This is a genomic window from Rhizobium chutanense, from assembly GCF_002531935.1.
Taxonomy (GTDB): domain Bacteria; phylum Pseudomonadota; class Alphaproteobacteria; order Rhizobiales; family Rhizobiaceae; genus Rhizobium; species Rhizobium chutanense.
In genome coordinates this window covers 1-22,135 of record NZ_NWSV01000018.1, presented here as the reverse complement: position 1 = coordinate 22,135, position 22,135 = coordinate 1, and the positions used below count along the sequence as shown (strand labels likewise).

Genomic DNA, 22,135 nt, shown 5'->3' with positions numbered 1-22,135 from the left:
CGTGGATTTGTCAGGCGACACCGCTGCGGGCCGGCTGGCGATCATCGCCGGCGGTGGTCTTCTGCCTTCCTATGTCGCCGAAGCCGCGCGCGCGGCGGGTGAAAATCCCGTCATCGTCGCGCTGAAGGACGAGAGCGACCGGCGCTGGGAAGGTTATGACCATGCCGTCGTCGGCATCGGTGATTTCGCCGCCCTCGACGGCCTCTTCAACCGCTACGGCGTCAGCCGCGTCGTGATGTCCGGCAGCGTGCGCCGCCGGCCGGAGTGGCGCGAGGTGCGCCCGACGCTGCGTATCCTGATGAAAGTGCCGGCCGCCATCCGCACGCTGCTCTCCGGCGGCGACGACACGGTTCTGCAGATGGTGATCCGGTTGATCGAGGGAAACGGTCGTCGCGTCGTCGGCGCCCATGAAATCGCTCCCGATCTGCTTGCCTCCATCGGCCCCCTTGGCGCGGTCGCGCCCGGCGAGGAAGATCGCCGCGATATCGCCCGCGCTGCCGAAGCCGCCGAAACGCTTGGTCGGCTCGATATCGGGCAGGGCGCCGTCAGCATCGGCGGGCGCGTGGTTGCCCTGGAGGGGCTGGAGGGCACGGACGAGATGCTGGAACGTGTTGCAGGTCTCAGAGCCGCCGGGCGCATCTCGCCGCGCCGCCGCGGCGCGCTCGTCAAGCTCTGCAAGCCGCAACAGGATATTCGCGCCGACCTGCCGGCGATCGGCGTCTCGACGATCCTGAACGCAAAAAGAGCCGGTCTCGGCGGTATTGCCGTCGAGGCCGGCCGCTCGCTGGTGCTTGATCGCGCCGCCGTCATCAAGGCCGCCGATGAGGCCGGACTTTTTGTCTGCGGCATCGATCGTGGGTTGCCGACATGGGGGCTCGAATGAACGGGACGCGGCTGAAGGTCGCCGTCATTGCCGGCGAGGTCTCGGGCGATCTGCTCGGCGCCGATCTCATCGCCGCCCTGAAGCGAATTCACGGCGGACCGGTGGAACTCGTCGGCGTCGGCGGTGAGGGGCTGCAGGCCGAAGGCTTGACATCCCTGTTCGATTTTTCCGAGCTTTCGATCATGGGCATCACCCAGGTGCTGAGCCGGCTGCCAAGACTCTATACGCTGATCCGCCAGACGACCGCCGCCATTATCGCCGCAAGGCCCGACATTCTGCTGATCATCGACAGCCCGGATTTCACCCATCGCGTCGCAAAGCGAGTTCGCACCGCGTTGCCCGATCTGCCTGTCGTCAATTATGTCTGTCCGAGTGTATGGGCCTGGAAGGAATATCGCGCCACGCGCATGCTTGCCTATGTCGATCACGTGCTCGCCATCCTGCCCTTCGAGCCGGCAACGATGCGCGCGCTCGCCGGGCCGCCGACGACCTATGTCGGGCATCGCCTGACGGCCGACCCTGCGCTCTTGGAAACCCGCAGCCTGCGCGCCGGCAGGCAACCCGGCAACGGTACGATCCTGCTTCTTCCCGGATCGCGCGCCTCGGAGATCAAGAAACTCCTGCCTTACTTCGAGTCCGCAACGAAGGAGCTCGTCGCCCGCAACGGCTCGATGCGCTTCATTCTGCCAACCGTGCCGCACCGGCAAGCGCTTGTTCGCGAAATGACGGCGAAATGGGCGGTACAGCCGGAGATCGTTGTTGGCGCGGAAGCCAAATGGAAAGCCTTCACTGAGGCCGACGCAGCCATGGCAGCCTCCGGAACCGTTATTCTTGAGCTTGCGCTTGCCGACGTTCCCGTCGTCTCCGCCTACAAGGTCGACTGGATCATGCGCATGCTGACGTCGAGCATCAAGACCTGGACCGGGGCGCTGCCGAACCTGGTTGCCGATTATGCGGTCGTGCCGGAATATCTGAACGATGTCGTTCGTGGCGCAAGCCTGGCGCGCTGGATGGAAAGGCTATCGGCCGACACCTACCAGCTCAAGGCAATGAAGGAAGGCTACGAACTTATCTGGCAGCGAATGCAGACGGAAATACCGCCTGGAGAACATTCGGCGCAGATCGTGCTTACTGTTTTAGCCAACAAAAAACCCGGCCATTCCTGACCGGGTTTTCTTTTGGAGCTCGAAGCGATCAGCGCTTCGAAACCGGCACGTAATCGCGCTTCGGTTCGCCGACATAGAGCTGGCGCGGACGGCCGATGCGCTGTTCCGGATCTTCGATCATCTCGTTCCACTGGGCGATCCAGCCGACGGTGCGGGCAAGCGCGAACAGCACGGTGAACATGGTCGTGGGGAAGCCTAGCGCCTTCAGCGTGATGCCGGAATAGAAGTCGATGTTCGGATAGAGCTTCTTCTCGATGAAATATTCGTCGGTGAGCGCGATGCGCTCCAGCTCCATCGCCACTTCGAGCAGCGGATCGTCCTTGATGCCGAGCTCGCCGAGCACTTCATGCGTCGTCTTCTGCATGATCTTGGCGCGCGGATCGTAGTTCTTGTAGACGCGGTGACCGAAGCCCATCAGGCGGAACGGGTCGTTCTTGTCCTTGGCGCGGGCGACATATTCCGGAATGCGGTCAACGGTGCCGATTTCCGTCAGCATGTTGAGAGCCGCTTCGTTGGCGCCGCCATGGGCGGGGCCCCAGAGGCAGGCGATGCCGGCCGCGATGCAGGCGAACGGATTGGCGCCCGACGAACCGGCAAGGCGGACCGTCGAGGTCGAAGCGTTCTGCTCGTGGTCGGCATGCAGGATGAAGATGCGGTCCATGGCGCGGGCAAGCACCGGATTGACCACATATTCCTCGCAGGGCACGGCAAAGCACATGCGCAGGAAGTTCGAGGCGTAGTCGAGGTCGTTCTTCGGGTAAACGAAGGGCTGGCCGATATGGTACTTGTAGGCCATGGCGGCAAGCGTCGGCATCTTGGCGATCATGCGCAGGCTGGCGACCATGCGCTGGTGCGGATCGGTGATGTCGGTGGAGTCATGATAGAAGGCCGACAGTGCGCCGACGCAGCCGCACATGACGGCCATCGGATGTGCGTCGCGGCGGAAGCCGGTGAAGAAGCGGCTCATCTGCTCGTGCACCATGGTGTGGTGCGTGACGCGATAGTCGAAATCCTTCTTCTGCGCGGTGGTCGGCAGTTCGCCGTAGAGAAGCAGGTAGCAGACCTCGAGGAAGTCGCCGTGCTCGGCCAGCTGCTCGATCGGATAGCCGCGGTGCAGCAACACACCTTCGTCGCCGTCGATGTAGGTGATTTTCGATTCACAGGATGCGGTCGACGTAAAACCCGGATCGTAGGTGAAGGAAGCCGTGTTCTTGTAGAGGGCACCGATATCGATGACGCTCGGGCCGATCGTGCCGCTTTTGACGGCGAGGTCGACTGATTTGTCACCGATTTTTATTGTTGCGCTTTGATCCGTCATGCTGATCCTCCGAACTGGCGGTGGCGCCATAAAAGCGCCATAGGGGTTAAGCGTCCTCAGCGATAGCTATATGATCGCGAAGCTAATGCCAAGTTACCGTGACGGCTTTTTGTGCATTGCGGCATCACCTTTTAGGCACTGCAGCGATGAGCCGCACGCATAGCGGAAGCCAATGATTCGACTGATCTTTTGGCGCTCTCGATTTTCCCTCACATTTCAATCGATTATTCTTGCTCGTTTTGATTGAAGGTTGCATTCTGGCCGCCGGGGCGGGTGACCTTGGGCGGCACATGCAGGAGTTGACGACAGTCGAATTGCGGCCGGAAGCAGGCAGCGGCCTTGCCGATCCGCCGGGTCTTCCCGCGCATGCGGTGGTGACCCAACCGGCAAGGACGCAGTCGCAGACCCCATTGCGCCATCGGCTGCCGGCCGCCGCCTGGCAATCGCTGCGTGCCGGAGCCCGCATGCTGGGCGAGGAGGCCGATCATGGCCGCCTGCTGCTGTTCTCCCCGGTCTTCCTCGGCGCCGGCTCGGCCTTCTGGTTTCTTGCGGCATCGGATTTTCCGCTCGTTGCATCGCTGCTCTGCCTGCTGGTGCCGGCGGCTGCGGTTTTTCTTGTCGGTGCCAGCCGGCCGGCCTTGCGCGCAGCATTCCTGGCGCTGGCACTTTTCGCCGGCGGCATGCTCTCGGCCCAGTTCGAGAGCTGGCGGGCTTCGACCGTCATCCTCGATTCATCCGTGACGACGACGGTGAGCGGCCGTATCGAACGGCGGGAAGGCGACGGCCGCGGCCGCTGGCGCTACATTCTTGCTGTCACCGGCACCGAGGCGCCGGAGCTGAAGCGGCCGCCGGGACGCATCACCGCGATCGTCCGGGGCGCCGACGCGCCTTTCGAGATCGGCGACATCATATCAGGCAGGGCACGTCTGACACCGCCGGCGGGGCCTGCACTTCCCACGCTCAACGACTTCTCCTTCGGTGCCTACTTCGATGGCATCGGCGCCAACGGTTTCTTCTACGGTGCGCCGGAGAAACTCGACGCGCAGGCAGGCCAAGCGGCCAGGTCGACGTCGGACGCGCTGCTCGAATGGCTCTACCGGCTGCGCAGCAGCATCGGCGACCGCATAAGGTCTATCCTGCCCGGCGACACCGGCGCTTTTGCCGCTGCCCTGGTGACGGACGAACGGCGCGCCATCTCGAAGACGACGACGGAGGCGCTGCGCCAGTCCGGCCTTGCCCATATCGTCGCGATCTCGGGCCTCAACATGGCGCTGTCGGCCGGCATCTTCTTCGTCGGCTTCCGGATGCTGCTCAGCCTCTTTCCCGGCGTCGCCCAAGCCTATCCGACAAAGAAGATCGCCGCCGCCGGTGCGCTCATCGCCGTCACCGCCTACTACCTGATCTCCGGTTTCGGGGTTTCGGCCGAGCGCGCTTTTATCATGATGGCCATCATGCTGATTGCCGTCTTCTTCGATCGGCCGTCGATCAGCCTGCGCAATGTCGTTCTCTCCGCGCTCATCATCATCGCCATTTCACCTTCGGAAGTATTGGGTCCGAGCTTTCAGATGTCCTTTGCCGCGACATTGGCTTTGGTATCGGGCTATCAGTTGTGGAAGGACAGGCGTGTCCGCGAAAACGCTTTTCTGAAGCTGCCGATCATCAGGCCGATGGTTGCCGTCGCCGGTTTCTTCGGCGGCGTCTTCCTGACCTCGCTGATCGGCGGCTTTTCCACCGCGCTGTTTTCGATCGAGCATTTTCATCGCCTGACGGCTTACGGCCTGCCGGCAAATCTCGCGACGATGCCGATCATCTCCTTCATCGTCATGCCGGCCGGGCTGCTGGCGATGCTGCTCATGCCTTTCGGTCTGGACGCTCCACTCTGGAAGGTGGTCGGATTCGGTCTCGATCTGGTGATTGCGGTTGCCAAGACGGTGTCCGGCTGGGGCGGTGATATCGGCATCGGCCGCTTGCCCGCCTGGTATTTCGCTGTTGCCGTGGCAGGCTTTCTACTGCTGACGCTGCTGCGCACCCGCCTGCGCCATGCCGGCACATCGATCATATCAGTCTCGACACTCACCGTACTGCTGCTGCCGGCTCCCAGGCCGCCGGATCTGGTGATTTCGGAGGACGGCAGTCTGGTTGCGGTCGTCGCGGCTGAGGCAATCGCGTCCAACCGTGAAAACCCGCCGGATTTCATCTTCGACCAGTGGCAGCGAGCGTTGGTCCTGCCGACGCATTATGCGCCGAAGATGCTGGATGGTCCCGCTATCCCGCCGGAAGGAGAAGACCGCCGCGTCAGGCTTTCCCGCGATCAGCAGAACGAAGCGAGCGCAGCGATGCGGGCCGCCGCAGCAGGTGGTGAAGCAAACCGCTTTTCCTGCGTCAAGAAAGCCTGGTGCACATCAAGACTCGGCAACGGCCATATCGTCACCGTCATCGACAATGCCGCCTATCTCGGCCCGGCCTGCGATACGGCCGATATCGTCGTGACCGCGGTCCGCCTGCGTTTCAACAGCTGCCGTTCAGGTGGCACGCTGTTCACCGGCGAGACGCTGCGCAGGACCGGTTCCGTCGAATTGCGCTTCACTGAAGCCGGCCTGGAGGTCGCAACCGCATTCGAGACGCTGTCGCGGCCATGGATGCGACATCGCGCTTATGACTGGCGCAGCAACAGTTTTACCGAATCCGGTCCGTCCGGTGTCAGTGATAGCGGCGAATGAGGCCGACGAGCTTGCCCTGTACCTTGACGCGATCGGGCCCAAAGATCCGGGTCTCGTAAGCCGGGTTGGCGGCTTCCAGCGCGATCGAGGCGCCCTTGCGGCGGAAGCGCTTCAGCGTCGCTTCCTCGTCATCGACGAGGGCAACGACGATGTCGCCGGGACTTGCGGTGCTGCCGTTGCGGATGATCACGGTGTCGCCGTCGAAGATGCCGGCGTCGATCATCGAATCGCCCTTGACCTCCAGCGCGTAGTGTTCACCGGAGCCGAGCATGTCGGCGGGGACGACAATGTCGTGGGTGTTGTTCTGGATCGCCGAGATCGGCACGCCGGCGGCGATTCGGCCCATGACCGGCACGGAGACCGAGTTGCCGTTGTCGGCAACGGGTTTTGCAGGAGCGGGAGCGGCGACCGGCTGGGGCTTGCCGAGGCTACCTTCGATGACGCTCGGCGAAAAGCCGCGCCGGGGCTGGATGCTGGGGCTATAGGCTTCCGGCAGCTTGATGACTTCGAGGGCGCGAGCGCGGTTCGGTAGGCGGCGAATGAAGCCGCGCTCCTCGAGCGCCGTAATCAGCCGATGAATGCCCGATTTCGAGGCGAGATCCAGGGCATCCTTCATTTCGTCGAAAGACGGCGGAACGCCGGATTCCTTCATGCGCTCGTGAATGAAAAGGAGAAGCTCCTGTTGTTTGCGCGTGAGCATCGACGTCAGACCCCTGATTGAAACAAATCCAGAACAGACACTATATGTTCCATATGTGTTCCGCAAGTAGCTAAATTTCCGTAAACTGGAGGCGCAAAAAATTATCTGGGAATAGCGACTAGACGAGCTCATTCTCGAGAAGGTATTAACTATTTGTTTTAATGGTGAGAGGCACTTAAGTTTTAAGCCTAGGAAACCGTTCGGTTGGCCAACCCGGCGGGCAACCTCGCAAAGCTGGTGAGCATACACCTTCGAGCATTCCGGTTCGTGAAGGATATGAAGCGGACCGGAATATCGCCGAGGCGGTGAATGCGTTCACCGTCTCGGCGTCGGTTTGATGACACTGATTGGACCTAGCCGAACCTTCCGGGACAATCCCACTCAATTGCTCAAGTCGGGCATTCTCAGAGGAGAAGCTTTTCAGTCAAAAGTGGCTTGAAAGAAGTCGCGGAGAACCACCGAGACCTTTTCGGGATCCTCCCAGTGCGGGTTATGTCCAAATCCTTCCATCAGGACTGATTGTGCTTTCGGGAGTGCATCTTCAAGCGCCAGCCGATGACCTGCATCAAACAGCACATCCTCGCTCCCCGCCATGCAAAGCACGGGCGCTCTGACCTGTATAGCGGTCTCCGTCAGATCGAGTGTGGAAAAACAGACCAAAATGCCATGCCAAATCTCTGCCGAAATAGCTGCTGCCTCACGGCTGATGGGGGCGAGGAAACCAGGATCGACCGGATGCGGACAGGCGTGCCAGAGATCGAAGAAGGGATTGCCGGGATCGATCGGATCGCAAAGCCCAAGGATTCCGTCCGTGACCGGATCGTCCTGCGGAAAGGCCGGGCGCACCGTGCCGGAAATCGTCACCAGCGCGGAGACAACGTCGTGCAGCCGGGCAGCAAGATCGATACCGATCATCGCTCCCATTGAATGGCCAATGACCGCGAAGCGCTCAACAGAGAGAGCCGCCATCAGCGCAACGATGTCATCGGTGAAATCCGCGACGGTCATGCCTGTCCCGACCGCGGAACCTCCATGGCCGGGCAAATCCGGGATGACAAGGCGGTAGCCGCAGAGCCACGGCTCCAATAGCGAAAAGCTGCGGCTGGAATCCGAGTAGCCGTGCAGCAGCAGCAGCGTCGGCCCCGAGCCACCAGTATCAATATATGCGAGCGACCGCCCGTCAGTAATGGGCAGCACGCGCTTGCGTGCCGCCCAGCCGTTTTGATCGACGATGTTCATCAAAATCGGCTCACAGCGCCAGCTTAACTTTCACAGCCTCAAGCCCTGGCTTGCCATCGAGGGTCGTCACGCCATCCAGCCAGGCATTGAGACGTCGCGGTTCGCTGGCGATGGCTTTCAGGCCAGCCTCCTCCGGAGTCAGGCCATCCGCCATTAGATAACCCATGCCCTTGTTTTCGAAATCGACGTCGAAAGTCAGGTTTTGCAGCAGTTTCGCGACGTTGGGGCATTCCTGAAGGTAACCCTTGCGCACCTGCGTCGAGACCGTGGCTGCGCCGAAATCCGGTCCGTAGAACTTGTCCCCACCGGTCAGGTATTTGATATCCAGCTCGGTATTCATCGGATGCGGCGCCCAGCCCTGGAAGACTATGAAGGCTTTGTCCTTTGCGTGGCGCTTGACCTCGGCGAGCATGCCCTGTTCGCTGGATTCGACAACATCCCAGCCGGAAAGACCGAGCGTCTGATCCTGGACCGCGTCCAGCATCAACTGGTTCGAGCCAGGCTCGATGCCGTAGAGCTTCTTTTCGAACTGATCGGGGAATTTCTGCAGGTCGGCGAAATCTTTGACGCCGGCGTCCCAAACATAGGTCGGGACGGCAAAGGTGTATTTCGCGCCCTTCAGATTAGTCACGACGTTCTCAACGGAGCCGTCTTCCTTGTAGGGCTTGTAGTAGGTGACCATGGCAGGGTCCCAATAGCCAAGAAAGACGTCGAGATTCTTGTTTTTCAAGCTGAGATAGATGACGTCGATGCCCAGCAGCGAGCTTCGCGGCTCGTATCCCAGGGCCTTCAAAAGAGTGAGGCCGACGCCGGAGGTGAAAGCGAGATCGTTCCAGCCGGGCTCTGCCATGCGGATCACCTTGCAGCTTTCCGGATCGGCGGCGAAAGCCGGCATGGCTACGGCGCTGAGGAGTATGGAAAGAACGCCTGTCTTCAGATGCTGACTCATTTGCATGTTCCTTTTATTAACCACAAGGTTTTTTAATTGTCCCGCCGGTCAATAATTGATCTTTGCGGAAGAATTGTCAATAATGGAGACAAGATGAACGGGCACGAGCATGAAACTGACTAAAATCAGCGCAATCCGGCGCAAGGAGCTGCGACAGGCGGCCTTCGAGGTGTTGCAGCAGGAAGGCATGGCGGGCGCGACGTTGGAAAAGGTGGCTGCCCATGCCGGTGCCTCCAAAGGCATCGTGCTGCACTATTTTCGCAGCAAGCAGGAGCTATTCGAGCATGCGATGCGCGAGGCGAATCTTTCACTCAGTGAGGCGGTGAACGCCCGGCTGAAACAGGCGACGACGCCTTGCGAGCGACTGGAGGCGATCATCGAAGGCAATTTCGAGGAGCGTTTCTTCCGACCTTCTATCTGCCACGCCTGGCTTTCTCTTTGCGCCGAGGTTCCGCGTGAGCCGCAGCTCGCCCGTATCCAGAAGGTGATCCATGCCCGCATGCGTTCCAACTTGATGTCGGCGCTGGTCCATCTTCTGCCACGTGCCGAATGCGAGGCCGTGACGCTGGCGATCACGGCGCTGATCGATGGGCTCTGGCTGCGGGCCGGCTTGCAATCGGAAGGCCTGACCCGAGATATAGCCCTCAACCAGATGCGCGAATATCTGAAATACCGCATCCCCACGCTGAACATCCGCGCAGCGCGCTAGGTGAGGTCAGCGCCTGGGCGTGGCTATGCAAATCTTCTCGGTGTGAACATGATGCACGGCCTACAAGTGCATCGGCTGCTGCGTTGCGGGATCAAATCTTGCATTCGTTGCATCCGCTCGACTTGGCTTAGTAGAGGGCTGCGTCGGCCCCAAGTTTTCGACTTCGCCGGATTGCCAGGCAGGCCTTGCCTTGAAGGCCGTGGTATCACACATCTCTGTCGTGTCAGGGAGGGATTCATGAACGCGCATTCCGCTAACCCGCATCCGCTGGACCATGTCGTGCTGCCCGTCGTCAATATCGACCTGGCGCGCGAAAGACTCGGCAAGCTCGGCTTCACCGTCGCCGCCGATGCGCGCCATCCCTTCGGAACGGAAAACGCCTGCGTCTTCTTTGCCGACAAAACCTATCTGGAGCCGCTCGGCGTCGCGAGCGTCGAAGAGAGCAACGCAGCGGCGCGGCAGGGCAATGTCTTCACCGCCCGCAACCAGGCGTTCCGCTTCCGTTGCGGCGAGGAGGGGCTCTCGGCGGTAGCTTTCGGCACCAGCGACGCCGGCCGCGATCATCGGAGCTTTGTCGGCCGCGGATCGAGCGCCGGCGACGTGCTGCAGTTCAGCCGGCCGCTGAAAATGCCGGATGGTTCCGAGACTATGGCCGGCTTCAAGCTGGCCTTTACTACCGATCTGCGCGCGCCGGATTTCTTCTTTTTCAGCGTCGAGCGTATCAATCCGCTGCCTGCCGACCGCGGCACGCTGGAAACGCATGCCAATGGCGTGACGGGGATTGCCGAGATCGCGCTCTGTGCGCCCGATGCCGCCGCGTTTGCCGCCTTCGTCGGTCTTGCCGCGGCGCAATCGGCCGTCGAAAAAACCGGCTTCGGCGTCAACATCGCCGCGTCGAATGTGAAAATCAGCCTGATGACGCCGGAAGGGCTGGAGGCCTATTTCGAGATCGCCGTCTCATCCGCCGATCGCGGCCTGCGCGGCCGGGCAATCCTCTTCAATGTCGCCGATCTTGCCGTGACAGAAGCGCATTTGACTGCTAACGGGGTGACCTACACGCGCAAGAACAATCGCATTCTGGTGAAGCCCGCGCCCGGGCAGGGCACGCTCTTCGCCTTCGAGGAAACACGATGAGCACCGATACGAATTCCGTAGTCAAGGTCGGCGAAGGCCAGAGCCAGGTCACCTTTTCCAACACAGGCCGCCTGTCGCTGATTGCCGGCCCCTGCCAGATGGAGAGCCGCGACCATGCTTTCATGGTCGCCGGCACGCTGAAGGAGCTGTGCGCAAAGCTCGGCATCGGCCTCGTCTACAAGAGCTCCTTCGACAAGGCGAACCGGACCTCGCTTTCGGCCGAACGCGGCATCGGGATCGAAAAGGGCATGGAGGTCTTTGCCGAGTTGAAGAAGGAGTTCGGTTTTCCCGTCCTGACCGACGTCCATACCGCCGAGCAATGCGCCGAGGTCGCAAAGGTGGTTGATGTGCTGCAGATCCCGGCCTTCCTCTGCCGCCAGACCGACCTTCTGATCGCCGCCGCCCGGACCGGCCGCGTCGTCAACGTCAAGAAAGGCCAGTTCCTCGCGCCCTGGGATATGAAGAACGTCCTGAAGAAGCTCAATGTCAGCGGCAATCCGAACGTGCTCCTGTGCGAGCGCGGCGCTTCCTTCGGTTATAACACTTTGGTTTCCGACATGCGTTCGCTGCCGATCATGGCGGCGATGGGCGCGCCCGTCATCTTCGACGCGACCCATTCGGTGGCGCAGCCCGGCGGGCAGGGCGAATCCTCCGGCGGTCAGCGGGAATTCGTGGAAACGCTGGCGCGCGCCGCAGTCGCCACCGGCATTGCCGGCGTCTTCGTGGAAACCCACCAGGATCCGGACAATGCGCCTTCCGACGGCCCGAACATGGTCTATCTCAAGGACATGCCGCGGCTTCTGGAAAAGCTGCTCGCCTTCGATGCGGTCGCCAAGGCCTGACGTTCAACAGTCTGACATGATCGTGCTATAGGCGAGATCGGACAAGCTGGTTCGAAGGCGGAAAACTGCGCCATTGTAATTTGCACGCCTTCGATTATGACAGGCTTCGAACGACTTATCACCCACCGAGCAGGAAGAACCCATGACTGCAATCACCGATATCATCGCCCGCGAGATTCTCGATAGCCGTGGCAACCCCACCGTCGAAGTCGATATCTATCTCGAAGACGGCAGCATGGGCCGCGCGGCCGTTCCCTCGGGCGCCTCGACGGGCGCGCACGAGGCGGTCGAACTGCGCGACGGCGGCAAGCGCTACCTCGGCAAGGGCGTCCAGAAGGCGGTCGATGCCGCCAATACCGAGATCTTCGACGCGATCGGCGGCATCGACGCCGAAAACCAGATCCAGATCGACAACATCATGATCGAGCTGGACGGCACGCCGAACAAGTCGCGCCTCGGCGCCAACGCCATCCTTGGCGTCTCGCTCGCCGTCGCCAAGGCTGCCGCCCAGGCCTCCGGCCTGCCGCTTTACCGTTACGTCGGCGGCGCGTCTGCAAGCCTCCTGCCGGTGCCGATGATGAACATCATCAACGGCGGCGCCCATGCCGACAACCCGATCGATTTCCAGGAATTCATGATCCTGCCGGTCGGCGCCGATACGATCGCCGAAGCCGTGCGCATGGGCTCGGAAGTCTTCCATACGCTCCGCAAGGAACTGGCCGCCCAGGGCCACAACACCAATGTCGGCGACGAAGGCGGTTTCGCACCGGGCCTGAAGAGCGCTTCGGAAGCCCTCGACTTCATCATGAAGTCGGTCGAGAAAGCCGGCTACAAGCCGGGCGAGGACATCTACCTCGGCCTCGATTGCGCCTCGACGGAATTCTTCAAGGACGGCAAATACGTTCTCGAAGGTGAAGGACGCACCCTCGAATCGGGCGCCATGGCTGAATATCTGGCCGAACTCGCCGCCAAGTACCCGATCATCTCGATCGAAGACGGCATGGCCGAAGACGATTGGGACGGCTGGAAGACGCTGACCGATCTGACCGGCAAGAAGACCCAGCTCGTCGGCGACGATCTCTTCGTCACCAATTCCGCCCGTCTTCGCGATGGCATCCGCATGGGCGTCGCCAATTCGATCCTCGTCAAGGTCAACCAGATCGGCTCGCTGACGGAAACCCTCGACGCCGTCAACACGGCGCACAAGGCAGCCTATACCGCCGTCATGTCGCACCGCTCCGGCGAAACCGAAGATTCGACCATCGCCGATCTCGCAGTCGCCACCAACTGCGGCCAGATCAAGACCGGCTCGCTGTCGCGTTCCGACCGTCTTGCCAAGTACAACCAGCTGATCCGCATCGAGGAAGGCCTTGGCCCGCAGGCTCAGTATGCCGGCCGCTCGATCATCCGCGGCTGATCGGATCCGATTTGCAATGCTCGACCCGCGCCTCCCGGCGCGGGTTTTTTCTTGCCGGCGATTACGGTCAATGAACGGTTAATCTCTGCGCGTTATGCTGAACGAATTGGTAATGCGTTCAAGAGCATGCGTGTATGTGGACAAAGCATCATAAGAAGAGAAAACTCGGCCGCTTCGTCATTCCGGCTATGACGGTCGCCTTCCTTTCCTATTTCGGTTATCATTGCATTCATGGCGATTACGGACTGCGCGCAACGGAGACGTTCGAGCATCAGCGTGTCGCGCGTGAAAAAGAGCTTGCGATCTTGAAGGCGAAGCGCGAACATCTGGAAAATCAGGTCGCGCTCCTCAGTGACGGTTCGCTCGACAAGGATATGCTGGACGAAAAGGCGCGCTATCAGCTGAATATGTCGCGCGCCGACGAGATCGTCATATTCAATCATTATTCCAATTAACCGGAATTCGGTTAATTGGAATTTCTATTGTATTTCCAATTATTTAGTGCCGAATACGAGCCATGCAATTATGGCATTGCTGTGGTCATATTTCTTCCCTATGGTACGCGGCAACCGAGAACCGACAAACCATAGGGAGGGTTGAATGGCGCCGCGAAAGACCGCGACGGTTTCCAGCCGGAAAACATCAGCAAAACCCGCAGTCAAAGCCTCGAATGGAGGCCCTGTAGCCGACTTCGATCGCGATGAGGAGCTTAAGGCCTATCGCGAAATGCTGCTGATCCGCCGCTTCGAGGAGAAGGCCGGTCAGCTTTACGGCATGGGCTTCATCGGCGGCTTTTGCCACCTCTACATCGGTCAGGAAGCTGTCGTCGTCGGCATGCAGATGGCGCAGAAGGAAGGCGACCAGGTTATCACCGCCTATCGCGACCACGGCCACATGCTGGCAACCGGCATGGAAGCACGCGGCGTCATGGCGGAACTGACCGGGCGCCGCAGCGGCTATTCCCACGGGAAGGGCGGCTCGATGCACATGTTCTCGAAAGAGAAGCATTTCTACGGCGGCCACGGCATCGTCGGCGCCCAGGTTTCGCTCGGAACGGGCCTTGCCTTTGCAAACCACTACCGCGGCAACGGCAATGTCTCGATCGCCTATTTCGGCGACGGCGCCGCCAACCAGGGCCAGGTCTACGAGAGCTTCAACATGGCGGCGCTCTGGAAGCTGCCGATCGTTTATATCGTCGAGAACAACCGTTACGCCATGGGCACCTCGACTGCCCGCGCCACGGCTCAGTCGAACTACTCGCTGCGCGGCTCCGGCTTCGGCATTCCCGGCATTCAGGTCGACGGCATGGATGTTCGCGCCGTCAAGGCGGCGGCCGACGAGGCGCTCGAACATTGCCGCTCCGGCAAGGGCCCGATCATCTTGGAAATGCTGACCTATCGCTATCGCGGTCACTCCATGTCCGATCCGGCGAAGTATCGCTCCAAGGAAGAAGTGCAGAAGATGCGCTCCGAGCAGGATCCGATCGAGCAGGTCAAGGCGCGCCTCATCGAAAAGGGCTGGGCTTCCGAAGACGATCTGAAGGCGATCGACAAGGATGTCCGCGACATCGTCGCCGACAGCGCCGACTTCGCCCAGGCCGATCCGGAGCCGGATGCATCCGAGCTCTACACCGACATTCTGCTCTAATCGGGGAGGGAACCCATGCCTATCGATATCCTCATGCCCGCCCTCTCTCCGACGATGGAAGAAGGCACGCTGTCCAAATGGCTGAAGCAGGAAGGTGACAAGGTCACCTCAGGCGACGTCATTGCCGAAATCGAAACCGACAAGGCGACGATGGAAGTCGAAGCCGTCGACGAAGGCGTCATCGGCAAGCTGCTCGTCGACGCCGGCACCGAAGGCGTCAAGGTCAACACCAAGATCGCCGTACTGCTGCAGGACGGCGAATCCGCTGCGGATCTTTCCGCCGCCAAGCCGGCCGCCGCAGCAGCGCCTGCCGTTGCTCAGGAAGAGAAGCCGACCAATACCGGCTCTGCTTCCGCGCCGCTGCCGGCCGAGCCGAAGGCCGTCGTTCCGAACGATCCGGAAATTCCGGCCGGCACCGAAATGGTGTCGATGACCGTGCGCGAAGCGCTGCGTGACGCCATGGCCGAAGAAATGCGCGCCAGCGACGATGTCTTCGTTATGGGCGAGGAAGTCGCAGAATATCAGGGCGCCTACAAGGTCACCCAGGGCCTGCTGCAGGAGTTCGGGCCGCGTCGTGTCATCGACACGCCGATCACCGAGCACGGCTTTGCCGGCGTCGGCGTCGGCGCCGCCATGGCCGGCCTTCGCCCGATCGTCGAATTCATGACCTTCAACTTCGCCATGCAGGCGATCGACCACATCATCAACTCCGCCGCCAAGACGCTCTATATGTCCGGCGGCCAGATGGGTGCTCCGATCGTCTTCCGCGGCCCGAACGGCGCTGCCGCCCGCGTCGGCGCCCAGCACAGTCAGGATTACGCCGCCTGGTACAGCGCCATCCCCGGCCTCAAGGTCGTCATGCCCTACACGGCATCCGACGCCAAGGGCCTGCTGAAGGCGGCGATCCGCGATCCGAACCCGGTCATCTTCCTCGAAAACGAAATTCTCTACGGTCAGCACTTCGACGTGCCGAAGCTCGACAATTTCGTGCTGCCGATCGGCAAGGCCCGCATCCACCGCCCGGGCAAGGATGTCACGGTCGTCTCCTTCGGTATCGGCATGACCTATGCGACGAAGGCCGCCGCCGAACTCGAGAAGATCGGCATCGATGTCGAGCTGATCGACCTTCGCACCATTCGCCCGATGGACCTGCCGACGATCATCGAATCGGTCAAGAAGACCGGCCGTCTGGTCACCGTCGAGGAAGGTTATCCGCAGTCTTCGGTCGGCACCGAAATTGCCACCCGCGTCATGCAGCAGGCCTTCGACTATCTCGATGCGCCGGTGCTGACGATCGCCGGCAAGGACGTTCCGATGCCTTATGCAGCCAATCTCGAAAAGCTGGCACTTCCGAATGTCGGCGAAGTCGTCGATGCGGTGAAGGCTGTTTGCTACAAATAAGGGGAGGGTATTTCGATGCCGATCAATATCACGATGCCCGCCCTCTCTCCGACCATGGAGGAAGGCAATCTTTCCAAATGGCTGGTCAAGGAAGGCGACACGGTCAAATCAGGCGATGTGATCGCCGAGATCGAGACCGACAAGGCAACGATGGAAGTCGAAGCCGTCGATGAAGGCACGGTCGCCAAGCTGGTCGTTGCCGCCGGCACCGAAGGCGTCAAGGTCAACGCGCTGATCGCCGTCCTCGCCGCCGATGGCGAGGATGTCGCCGCTGCCGCAAGCGGCGCGGGTTCCGCCGCTCCGAAGGCCGAAGCCGCACCTGCGCCGAAGGCTGATGCCGCACCGGCGAAGGCTGAGTCCGCTCCGGCTGCTGCCGCTGCACCGGCATCGGTTTCGGGAGGCGGCAACCGCACCTTCTCTTCGCCGCTTGCACGCCGTCTGGCCAAGGAAGCCGGTATCGATCTTTCTGCCGTCGCAGGCTCCGGCCCGCATGGCCGCGTCATCAAGAGCGATGTCGAAGCTGCCGTCGCCGGCGGTGGCGCCAAGGCTGCGTCCGCACCGGCTGCTGCCGCTCCGCAGGCCGCCGCAACTCCGGCCCCGGCTGCCGCAGCGCCGAAGGGCGCTTCCGAGGACGCCGTGCTCAAGCTTTTCGAACCTGGCTCCTACGAGCTCGTGCCGCATGACGGCATGCGCAAGACGATCGCCCGGCGCCTGGTCGAATCCAAGCAGACGATCCCGCATTTCTACGTCAGCGTCGATTGCGAACTCGACGCGCTGATGGCGCTGCGCGCCCAGTTGAACGATGCGGCTCCGCGCAAGGACAATGCTCCGGCCTACAAGCTCTCGGTCAACGACATGGTCATCAAGGCCATGGCGCTGGCGCTGCGCGATGTTCCGGACGCCAACGTCTCCTGGACCGACAGCAACATGGTCAAGCACAAGCACGCCGATGTCGGTGTTGCCGTCTCGATCCCCGGCGGTCTGATCACCCCGATCATCCGCAAGGCCGAGCAGAAGACGCTGTCTGCGATCTCCAACGAGATGCGCGATCTCGGCAAGCGCGCCAAAGACCGCAAGCTGAAGCCTGAGGAATATCAGGGCGGCACCAGCTCGGTCTCGAACATGGGCATGATGGGCGTGAAGAACTTCGCCGCCGTCGTCAACCCGCCGCATGCGACGATCCTCGCGGTCGGCGCCGGCGAACAGCGGGTCGTCGTCAAGAACGGCGAAATGGCGATCGCCACCGTGATGTCGGTGACGCTGTCGACCGACCATCGCTGCGTCGACGGCGCGCTCGGCGCGGAGCTGCTCCAGGCCTTCAAGGGCTACATCGAGAACCCGATGGGCATGCTTGTCTGACGCTTGGCGGAGGCGGAAATGACCAAGACCGTTCTTTGCTATGGCGACTCGCTGACCTGGGGTTATGACGCCGAGACGATCGGCCGTCATGACTACAAGAACCGCTGGCCGAGCGTGCTTCAGGCAGCGCTCGGCAGCGAGGCGCGTGTCATCCCCGAGGGCCTGAACGGTCGCACGACCGCTTTCGACGACCACCTCGCCGATTGCGACCGCAACGGCGCGCGCGTCCTGCCGACGATCCTGCAGACGCATGCGCCGCTCGATCTCGTGATCCTGCTGCTCGGCACCAATGACATGAAGCCGGTTGTATCGGGTTCCGCCTTTGCCGCCTGCCAGGGCATCAGCCGCCTGGTGCGGCTGATCCGCAATCATGCCTGGCCCTTCGAATTCGACGGGCCGGAGATCCTGATCGTGGCGCCGCCGGCGATCTGCGCGACGGGCAATGTGCCCTTCGCGGCGTCCTTTCCCGGCGGCATCGAGGAATCGGCAAAGCTCGCAACGCTTTATCGTGATCTTGCCGACGAACTCGGCTGCGGCTTTTTCGACGGCAATTCCGTCGCCAGAACCACGCCGATCGATGGCATTCATCTCGATGCGGAAAATACGCGCGCGCTCGGGCGCGGGCTGGAATCGATCGTGCGGATGATGCTGGGGATCTGAATGGCCGCCTTCATCGCGCTGCGGCAGGCCTCACGGCGTGATGCCTCGGAGCTGGCGATCCTGGCGGATATCGCATCGCACGGTTTTGCCTCCTGGCTCTGGTTCGCCGATGTGGCGAACGGCGTCAGCGACACGCCGCTGGAGCGGGGCAGGCTGAAGATGCGTGAGGAAGAAGCTGTCGGCGGCTGGCGGGATGCCGTTATCGCCGAAGCCTATGGCGAGGTCGCCGGTGTGGCGATCGGTCATGCGCTTGACGAAGGCATAGGCAATATCGAGGCGAGCATCCCGGCAACGGCGCCGATGCTCGCTTTGCAGAAAACGGTTGTGGGAAGCTGGTTCATCGGCAGTCTCGGTGTTTACCGCCATCTGCGCGGCATCGGCATCGGGCGCAGGCTGCTGGACGATCAGATCGAAAGGGCGGATTGCCGCTCGGTCAGTCTCATCACCGCAAGTGATAACGAGGCGGCTCTGTCGCTTTATGGAAGAAACGGATTCCTGGAGGCTGCGCGTGCCGATGCCGTGCCGCTCTTCGACAACAGCAAGAGACACGCGTGGGTGCTCATGACCCGCAGCGCAGCGTAACAAAAGGGCAGGAAACACATGGCTGAATCCTACGACGTCATCATCATCGGCTCCGGTCCCGGCGGCTATGTCGCCGCCATCCGCGCCAGCCAGCTCGGCCTCAAGACCGCGATCGTCGAGCGCGAGCATATGGGCGGCATCTGCCTCAACTGGGGCTGCATCCCCACAAAGGCGCTGCTGCGCTCGGCCGAAGTGCTCGACCATGCCAATCACTTCAAGGATTTCGGCCTGGTTCTCGAAGGCACGGTCAAGCCGGATGCCAAGGCTGTCGTCGGCCGCTCGCGCGCCGTCTCCGCCCGCCTGAATGCCGGCGTCGGCTTCTTGATGAAGAAGAACAAGATCGACATCATCTGGGGCGAGGCGAAGATCACCAAGCCAGGTGAGATCGTCGTCGGCAAGTCGTCGAAGCCGGTGGTCGAGCCGCAGCACCCGCTGCCGAAGAACGTCAAGGGCGAGGGCACCTATAACGCCAAGCACATCATCATCGCGACCGGTGCCCGTCCGCGCGCGCTGCCCGGCATCGAGCCCGATGGCAAGCTGATCTGGACCTATTTCGAAGCGCTGAAGCCGGACGCGCTGCCGAAATCGCTGATCGTCATGGGCTCGGGCGCGATCGGCATCGAATTCGCAAGCTTCTACCGCTCGATGGGCGTCGACGTCACGGTTGTCGAAGTCATGCCGACCATCATGCCGGTCGAGGATGCCGAAATCACCGCCATCGCCCGCAAGCAGCTGGAAAAGCGCGGCCTCAAGATCTTCACCAGTGCCAAGGTGACCAAGGTCGAGAAGGGGGCGGGCAGCATCACCGCCCATGTCGAGACGTCAGACGGCAAGGTGCAGCAGATCACCGCCGACCGGATGATTTCGGCCGTCGGCGTTCAGGGCAACATCGAAAACCTCGGCCTCGAGGCGCTCGGCATCAAGACCGACCGCGGCTGCGTCGTCGCCGACGGTTACGGCAAGACCAATGTCGCCGGCATCTATGCGATCGGCGACGTTGCCGGCCCGCCGATGCTGGCCCACAAGGCCGAGCACGAAGGTGTCGTCTGCGTCGAAAAGATCGCCGGCCTGCCGCACGTTCATCCCACCGACAAGGGCAAGGTTCCGGGCTGCACCTATTGCAATCCGCAGGTCGCCTCCGTCGGCCTCACAGAAGCCAAGGCCAAGGAGCAGGGCCGTGACATCCGCGTCGGCCGCTTCTCCTTTGCGGCGAACGGCAAGGCGATCGCGCTCGGCGAAGACCAGGGCATGGTGAAGGTGATCTTCGACAAGAAGACCGGCGAACTGCTCGGCGCTCACATGGTCGGCGCCGAAGTCACCGAGCTCATCCAGGGCTTCGTCGTCGCGATGAACCTCGAAACGACCGAGGAAGAGCTGATGCACACCATCTTCCCGCACCCGACGGTGTCCGAAACGATGAAGGAAGCAGTGCTCGATGCCTATGGCCGCGTGCTGAACGCTTGATAATGTCCCGAGCCGCCCTTTATCCCGAGGCGGCGAAGCCGTCCTCCAGGATGGCCTAGGCCGTCCCGGGGGTGGAAAAGACGAAAGGAAATTATCATGTCTATGGAGACGCAAGCGTTGTTGGTATTTTTGTTGATCGGCCTGGTTGCAGGCTTCCTCGCAAGTCTGGTCGTCGGTGGCGGTGGCCTGATAAGATGCCTGCTCAGCGGCATCATCGGCGCCTTCGTCGGCGGATATCTGTTCAGCGCGCTCGGCATTTCGCTGGGCATTGAAAACGCGCTTGTTGTGCAGATCATCCACGCCACGGTCGGTGCGATCGTCGTGGTGCTGATCGCGAGAGCGGTCGCGTAAGGGCAAAGAGGGCAGGCATGGAAGGCGTGGGCTGGATTTCGGCAATCATCATCGGCGGACTTGCGGGCTGGCTGGCCGGCAAGCTGATGGAAGCGCGATACGGGATTTTCCTGAACATCGTGCTCGGCATCGTCGGCTCGGTCGTTGCCAGCGCCATCCTCGCGCAGTTCCATGTCGCGGTGGTCGGCGGGCGGCTCGGCTATTTCGTAACGGGTTTCCTCGGCGCCTGCCTGCTGATATTCCTTGCGCGGCTGGTGCGGCGCTAGCTCCTGATGATTTGCCGCATAGGGGCGGTAGAAAGCTGAAACTGCAATGGTGACCATTCTCGACACGATCAATCCCGACGCCAAGCGCGTGCGCCATCCTGAGAAGGCGCATCGCCCGGATACGGAGGTCATGCGCAAGCCGGACTGGATCCGCGTCAAGGCGCCGACCTCCAAGGGTTATGCCGAGACGCGGGCGATCGTGAAGGAGCACAAGCTCGTCACCGTCTGCGAGGAAGCCGGCTGCCCGAATATCGGCGAGTGCTGGGACAAGAAGCACGCCACCTTCATGATCATGGGCGAGATCTGTACCCGCGCCTGCGCCTTCTGCAACGTCGCGACCGGCAAGCCGAACGCGCTCGATATGGCCGAGCCCGAGAACGTCGCCAAGGCGGTCAAGGAAATGGGCCTGTCCCACGTCGTCATCACCTCGGTCGACCGTGATGATCTGGAAGATGGCGGCGCCGAACATTTCGAAAAGGTGATCTGGGCGATCCGTGCTGCTTCGCCGGCAACGACGATCGAGATCCTCACACCCGACTTTCTGAAGAAGCCGGGCGCCTTGGAGCGCGTTGTCGCCGCCAAGCCCGACGTCTTCAACCACAACATGGAAACGGTTCCCGGCAACTATCTGACGGTCCGCCCCGGTGCCCGTTATTTCCACTCCATCCGGCTGCTGCAGCGGGTGAAGGAACTCGATCCGACCATGTTCACCAAATCGGGCATCATGGTCGGCCTCGGCGAGGAGCGCAACGAAGTGCTGCAGCTGATGGACGATCTGCGCACCGCCGATGTCGATTTTCTCACCATCGGCCAATACCTGCAGCCGACCCGCAAACACCATCAGGTCATGAGCTTCGTCACCCCCGACGAGTTCAAGTCCTACGAGACGGTCGCCTACAGCAAGGGCTTCCTGATGGTCGCCTCCAGCCCGCTGACCCGCTCGTCTCACCACGCCGGTGATGATTTTGCTCGGCTGAGAGCGGCGCGGGAGAAGAAGTTGTTGTTGGCCGCCGAGTAAGATTTGGCATTGGGTTTGTCCCATAACGGTCCGATCCGTGCCACCCAAGACCCCGCCCCAAACCCCTCCCCACAAGGGGGAGGGGCTTAATCTGCCGCACCCGTTTTCCCTATCTGCGGCGTTTCGAGTGGGACCAGGCGAGCACTCCGGGTTAGTCCCTCCCCCTTGTGGGGAGGGGTTGGGGAGGGGACTTTAGCAAAGGCGGATGGGGAACGGAGAGGTGCGGCTATCCTCCTTCGCCCCGTTTACGGGGAGAAGGTGGCGGCAGCCGGATGAGCGACTATCTGGGTTGTCAAGTTGCATATTCGAA

General features: G+C 61.7%; 21 protein-coding genes. 17 read left to right on the top strand and 4 right to left on the bottom strand.

The genetic code is table 11. From position 1 onward, the window contains the following. The first annotated feature begins 1 nt into the window (after position 1). Entirely contained in the window at positions 2 to 883 is an 882-nt protein-coding gene (locus tag CO666_RS22570; RefSeq protein ID WP_097614415.1) for an LpxI family protein, read from the top strand. Further along, positions 880 to 2,049, top strand: a complete 1,170-nt coding sequence (lpxB, locus tag CO666_RS22565) for a lipid-A-disaccharide synthase (protein ID WP_097614414.1) — start codon at positions 880 to 882, stop codon at positions 2,047 to 2,049. Before CO666_RS22570 ends, lpxB begins: the two co-directional genes overlap by 4 nt. 28 nt (positions 2,050 to 2,077) lie before the next feature. Here lpxB and gltA read toward each other — a convergent pair whose 3' ends face one another. Next, positions 2,078 to 3,367 (bottom strand): citrate synthase, encoded by a 1,290-nt coding sequence (gene gltA, locus CO666_RS22560; RefSeq protein ID WP_085737159.1) that lies wholly within the window; start codon positions 3,365 to 3,367, stop codon positions 2,078 to 2,080. Positions 3,368 to 3,657: 290 nt separating this feature from the next. Between gltA and CO666_RS22555 the strand changes: the two genes are divergently transcribed. After that, positions 3,658 to 6,087 carry a ComEC/Rec2 family competence protein gene (locus CO666_RS22555; protein ID WP_097614413.1) on the top strand — a complete coding sequence of 810 codons (2,430 nt, stop codon included), beginning with the start codon at positions 3,658 to 3,660 and terminating at the stop codon, positions 6,085 to 6,087. Here CO666_RS22555 and lexA read toward each other — a convergent pair. The 3 genes from lexA to choX all read right to left on the bottom strand — a co-directional run bounded on the left by lexA (position 6,068) and on the right by choX (position 8,975). Beyond that, positions 6,068 to 6,787: a transcriptional repressor LexA gene (gene lexA / locus CO666_RS22550; protein WP_029873161.1), complete on the bottom strand. Its 720-nt coding sequence runs from the start codon at positions 6,785 to 6,787 to the stop codon at positions 6,068 to 6,070. The two genes, CO666_RS22555 and lexA, sit on opposite strands and share 20 nt — an antisense overlap. 420 nt (positions 6,788 to 7,207) lie before the next feature. Then, positions 7,208 to 8,026: an alpha/beta fold hydrolase gene (locus CO666_RS22545; RefSeq protein ID WP_245436838.1), complete on the bottom strand. Its 819-nt coding sequence runs from the start codon at positions 8,024 to 8,026 to the stop codon at positions 7,208 to 7,210. 10 nt (positions 8,027 to 8,036) lie between these two features. Next, a complete protein-coding gene (gene choX, locus CO666_RS22540) occupies positions 8,037 to 8,975 on the bottom strand; it encodes a choline ABC transporter substrate-binding protein (RefSeq protein WP_097614411.1) in 939 nt (312 codons plus the stop codon). A gap of 109 nt (positions 8,976 to 9,084) precedes the next feature. On the opposite strand from choX, the gene betI reads away from it, so the two are divergent. The 14 genes from betI (at position 9,085) to lipA (ending at position 21,825) form a co-directional block, all read left to right on the top strand. After that, entirely contained in the window at positions 9,085 to 9,684 is a 600-nt protein-coding gene (gene betI, locus CO666_RS22535) for a choline-binding transcriptional repressor BetI (RefSeq protein WP_097614410.1), read from the top strand. Positions 9,685 to 9,921: 237 nt separating this feature from the next. Further along, positions 9,922 to 10,818 (top strand): VOC family protein, encoded by an 897-nt coding sequence (locus CO666_RS22530; RefSeq protein WP_097614409.1) that lies wholly within the window; start codon positions 9,922 to 9,924, stop codon positions 10,816 to 10,818. Further along, positions 10,815 to 11,660, top strand: a complete 846-nt coding sequence (kdsA, locus tag CO666_RS22525; RefSeq protein WP_097614408.1) for a 3-deoxy-8-phosphooctulonate synthase — start codon at positions 10,815 to 10,817, stop codon at positions 11,658 to 11,660. The genes CO666_RS22530 and kdsA overlap by 4 nt, the downstream gene beginning before the upstream one ends. 142 nt (positions 11,661 to 11,802) lie before the next feature. Next, positions 11,803 to 13,077, top strand: coding sequence for a phosphopyruvate hydratase (gene eno, locus CO666_RS22520; protein ID WP_097614407.1), 1,275 nt, complete (start codon positions 11,803 to 11,805; stop codon positions 13,075 to 13,077). A gap of 134 nt (positions 13,078 to 13,211) precedes the next feature. Continuing rightward, positions 13,212 to 13,532, top strand: coding sequence for an FtsB family cell division protein (locus tag CO666_RS22515; protein ID WP_011425208.1), 321 nt, complete (start codon positions 13,212 to 13,214; stop codon positions 13,530 to 13,532). A gap of 145 nt (positions 13,533 to 13,677) precedes the next feature. Then, on the top strand, positions 13,678 to 14,724 hold the full coding sequence (gene pdhA, locus CO666_RS22510; protein WP_097614406.1) for a pyruvate dehydrogenase (acetyl-transferring) E1 component subunit alpha: 1,047 nt from the start codon (positions 13,678 to 13,680) through the stop codon (positions 14,722 to 14,724). Between the two features lie 15 nt (positions 14,725 to 14,739). After that, positions 14,740 to 16,125, top strand: coding sequence for a pyruvate dehydrogenase complex E1 component subunit beta (locus CO666_RS22505; RefSeq protein ID WP_097614405.1), 1,386 nt, complete (start codon positions 14,740 to 14,742; stop codon positions 16,123 to 16,125). Between the two features lie 15 nt (positions 16,126 to 16,140). Then, positions 16,141 to 17,484 (top strand): pyruvate dehydrogenase complex dihydrolipoamide acetyltransferase, encoded by a 1,344-nt coding sequence (locus tag CO666_RS22500; RefSeq protein WP_097614404.1) that lies wholly within the window; start codon positions 16,141 to 16,143, stop codon positions 17,482 to 17,484. An 18-nt stretch (positions 17,485 to 17,502) separates the two neighbouring features. Beyond that, a complete protein-coding gene (locus CO666_RS22495; protein WP_097614403.1) occupies positions 17,503 to 18,144 on the top strand; it encodes an SGNH/GDSL hydrolase family protein in 642 nt (213 codons plus the stop codon). Next, positions 18,145 to 18,726: a GNAT family N-acetyltransferase gene (locus CO666_RS22490; RefSeq protein ID WP_097614402.1), complete on the top strand. Its 582-nt coding sequence runs from the start codon at positions 18,145 to 18,147 to the stop codon at positions 18,724 to 18,726. It abuts the gene before it with no gap. Positions 18,727 to 18,744: 18 nt separating this feature from the next. After that, positions 18,745 to 20,190, top strand: coding sequence for a dihydrolipoyl dehydrogenase (lpdA, locus tag CO666_RS22485; protein WP_097614401.1), 1,446 nt, complete (start codon positions 18,745 to 18,747; stop codon positions 20,188 to 20,190). A gap of 96 nt (positions 20,191 to 20,286) precedes the next feature. Next, positions 20,287 to 20,541, top strand: coding sequence for a GlsB/YeaQ/YmgE family stress response membrane protein (locus CO666_RS22480; protein ID WP_085737168.1), 255 nt, complete (start codon positions 20,287 to 20,289; stop codon positions 20,539 to 20,541). Between the two features lie 17 nt (positions 20,542 to 20,558). After that, positions 20,559 to 20,807 (top strand): GlsB/YeaQ/YmgE family stress response membrane protein, encoded by a 249-nt coding sequence (locus tag CO666_RS22475; RefSeq protein WP_097614400.1) that lies wholly within the window; start codon positions 20,559 to 20,561, stop codon positions 20,805 to 20,807. Between the two features lie 46 nt (positions 20,808 to 20,853). Next, the gene (lipA, locus tag CO666_RS22470) at positions 20,854 to 21,825 is read left to right on the top strand and encodes a lipoyl synthase (RefSeq protein ID WP_097614399.1); all 972 of its coding nucleotides are present in this window, start codon (positions 20,854 to 20,856) and stop codon (positions 21,823 to 21,825) included. Positions 21,826 to 22,135 lie beyond the last annotated feature (310 nt).

Coding starts and splice junctions, on each gene's coding strand:
- CO666_RS22500 (WP_097614404.1), top strand. CDS start 16,141: ATGCCGATCAATATCACGATGCCCGCCCTCTCTCCGACCATGGAGGAA.
- CO666_RS22545 (WP_245436838.1), bottom strand. CDS start 8,026: ATGAACATCGTCGATCAAAACGGCTGGGCGGCACGCAAGCGCGTGCTG.
- eno (WP_097614407.1), top strand. CDS start 11,803: ATGACTGCAATCACCGATATCATCGCCCGCGAGATTCTCGATAGCCGT.
- lexA (WP_029873161.1), bottom strand. CDS start 6,787: ATGCTCACGCGCAAACAACAGGAGCTTCTCCTTTTCATTCACGAGCGC.
- CO666_RS22505 (WP_097614405.1), top strand. CDS start 14,740: ATGCCTATCGATATCCTCATGCCCGCCCTCTCTCCGACGATGGAAGAA.
- choX (WP_097614411.1), bottom strand. CDS start 8,975: ATGAGTCAGCATCTGAAGACAGGCGTTCTTTCCATACTCCTCAGCGCC.
- lipA (WP_097614399.1), top strand. CDS start 20,854: ATGGTGACCATTCTCGACACGATCAATCCCGACGCCAAGCGCGTGCGC.
- CO666_RS22530 (WP_097614409.1), top strand. CDS start 9,922: ATGAACGCGCATTCCGCTAACCCGCATCCGCTGGACCATGTCGTGCTG.
- gltA (WP_085737159.1), bottom strand. CDS start 3,367: ATGACGGATCAAAGCGCAACAATAAAAATCGGTGACAAATCAGTCGAC.
- CO666_RS22475 (WP_097614400.1), top strand. CDS start 20,559: ATGGAAGGCGTGGGCTGGATTTCGGCAATCATCATCGGCGGACTTGCG.
- pdhA (WP_097614406.1), top strand. CDS start 13,678: ATGGCGCCGCGAAAGACCGCGACGGTTTCCAGCCGGAAAACATCAGCA.
- CO666_RS22555 (WP_097614413.1), top strand. CDS start 3,658: ATGCAGGAGTTGACGACAGTCGAATTGCGGCCGGAAGCAGGCAGCGGC.
- CO666_RS22495 (WP_097614403.1), top strand. CDS start 17,503: ATGACCAAGACCGTTCTTTGCTATGGCGACTCGCTGACCTGGGGTTAT.
- lpxB (WP_097614414.1), top strand. CDS start 880: ATGAACGGGACGCGGCTGAAGGTCGCCGTCATTGCCGGCGAGGTCTCG.
- lpdA (WP_097614401.1), top strand. CDS start 18,745: ATGGCTGAATCCTACGACGTCATCATCATCGGCTCCGGTCCCGGCGGC.
- CO666_RS22490 (WP_097614402.1), top strand. CDS start 18,145: ATGGCCGCCTTCATCGCGCTGCGGCAGGCCTCACGGCGTGATGCCTCG.
- CO666_RS22480 (WP_085737168.1), top strand. CDS start 20,287: ATGTCTATGGAGACGCAAGCGTTGTTGGTATTTTTGTTGATCGGCCTG.
- betI (WP_097614410.1), top strand. CDS start 9,085: ATGAAACTGACTAAAATCAGCGCAATCCGGCGCAAGGAGCTGCGACAG.
- kdsA (WP_097614408.1), top strand. CDS start 10,815: ATGAGCACCGATACGAATTCCGTAGTCAAGGTCGGCGAAGGCCAGAGC.
- CO666_RS22515 (WP_011425208.1), top strand. CDS start 13,212: ATGTGGACAAAGCATCATAAGAAGAGAAAACTCGGCCGCTTCGTCATT.